Here is a 1,174-nt window from a genome sequence, read left to right as displayed (position 1 = left end):
TGCCGGTAAAGGGAATGCCCATGAATCAGCTCATTGTCGATACACCAGGTCAAATCGATCACATGCCACTTGCGCGCATGCGGCGCGCTCCTGCGCCAGGCCGGCGGTGCATCGCGGTTGGCTTGATCGGTCCCGGCCGGGTCGGACGGGTGCTGCTTGAGCAGATGCGCGATGCCAGGGAGCGGCTCGCACAGGATTTGGGATTGGAGATCGTGTTCCGCGGCACCGCGGCCAGCCAGGTCATGTATATCGATGACGGCGACCACTTTTCGGGTGCCCGGCGGCAAGGTCCGTTTGCCACGCATCTGGATGCATTCGCCGAGCACATACGCGGTGATGGACAGGCGCATGCCTTGTTGATCGATTGCACGGCCAGTTCCCAGGTCGTCGATCACTACGCCGCGTGGCTGCGCCGTGGCATCCACATCGTCACGCCGAACAAGCACGCAGGCAGCGGCCCGATGGGTCGATGGGCTGACATCGGTGCAGCCCAGGCGCACGGTGCTCGTTTCCGCCAGGAGGCTACGGTCGGCGCCGGTCTGCCGATCCTGCACACCATGCGTGATCTGCTGGATACCGGGGACCAGCTATGGTCGGTGGACGGCATGTTTTCCGGCACGCTGGCATGGCTATGCAACCGGTTTGTCCGCGGCACGCGCTTTTCCGAGCTGGTGCGGGAGGCGCACGCGCTGGGCTATACCGAACCCGATCCGCGCGACGATCTCTCCGGCATGGACGTCGCGCGCAAGCTGGTCATCCTCGCGCGCGAGGCGGGATGGCGCTTGTCGCTGGAAAATGTCGAGGTGCAGAGCCTGATTCCTGCCGAACTGACCCAGGCAACGCCTGCGCAATTTCTGCAGCAACTTGAAGCGCTCGATGCGCCCATGTCCGATCTGCTTGAACAGGCGCACGCGTGCGGAAACGTTTTGCGCTACGTGGCGAGTCTTCATGCAGAAGGGCGGGCAACGGTGGCGCTGAAGGCCATTCCCGCTTCACACGCCTTCGCGCATACCCAGCTCACCGATAACGTCGTGCAGTTTCGCACGGCGCGATACAAGGAAAATCCCCTGCAAGTACAAGGCCCGGGGGCAGGGCCTGAAGTAACGGCCGGCGGAATCTTTGCCGACATCCTACGTATTGCGGAATCGTTGCAGGCGACGTCTGCCGCCTGACG

General features: G+C 63.4%; 1 protein-coding gene. It reads left to right on the top strand.

The genetic code is table 11. From position 1 onward, the window contains the following. Positions 1 to 20: 20 nt before the first annotated feature. The gene (locus IEX75_RS16825; RefSeq protein WP_229720914.1) at positions 21 to 1,172 is read left to right on the top strand and encodes a homoserine dehydrogenase family protein; all 1,152 of its coding nucleotides are present in this window, start codon (positions 21 to 23) and stop codon (positions 1,170 to 1,172) included. Positions 1,173 to 1,174 lie beyond the last annotated feature (2 nt).

It is taken from the genome of Dyella nitratireducens (assembly GCF_014642835.1).
GTDB classification, from domain to species: Bacteria; Pseudomonadota; Gammaproteobacteria; order Xanthomonadales; family Rhodanobacteraceae; genus Dyella_B; species Dyella_B nitratireducens.
The sequence above is the reverse complement of the archived record's forward strand: the minus strand, read 5'-3'. Positions and strand labels throughout refer to the sequence as shown.

Excerpts from the sequence above, each read along its gene's own strand:
- IEX75_RS16825 (WP_229720914.1), top strand. The coding sequence starts at position 21 with ATGAATCAGCTCATTGTCGATACACCAGGTCAAATCGATCACATGCCA.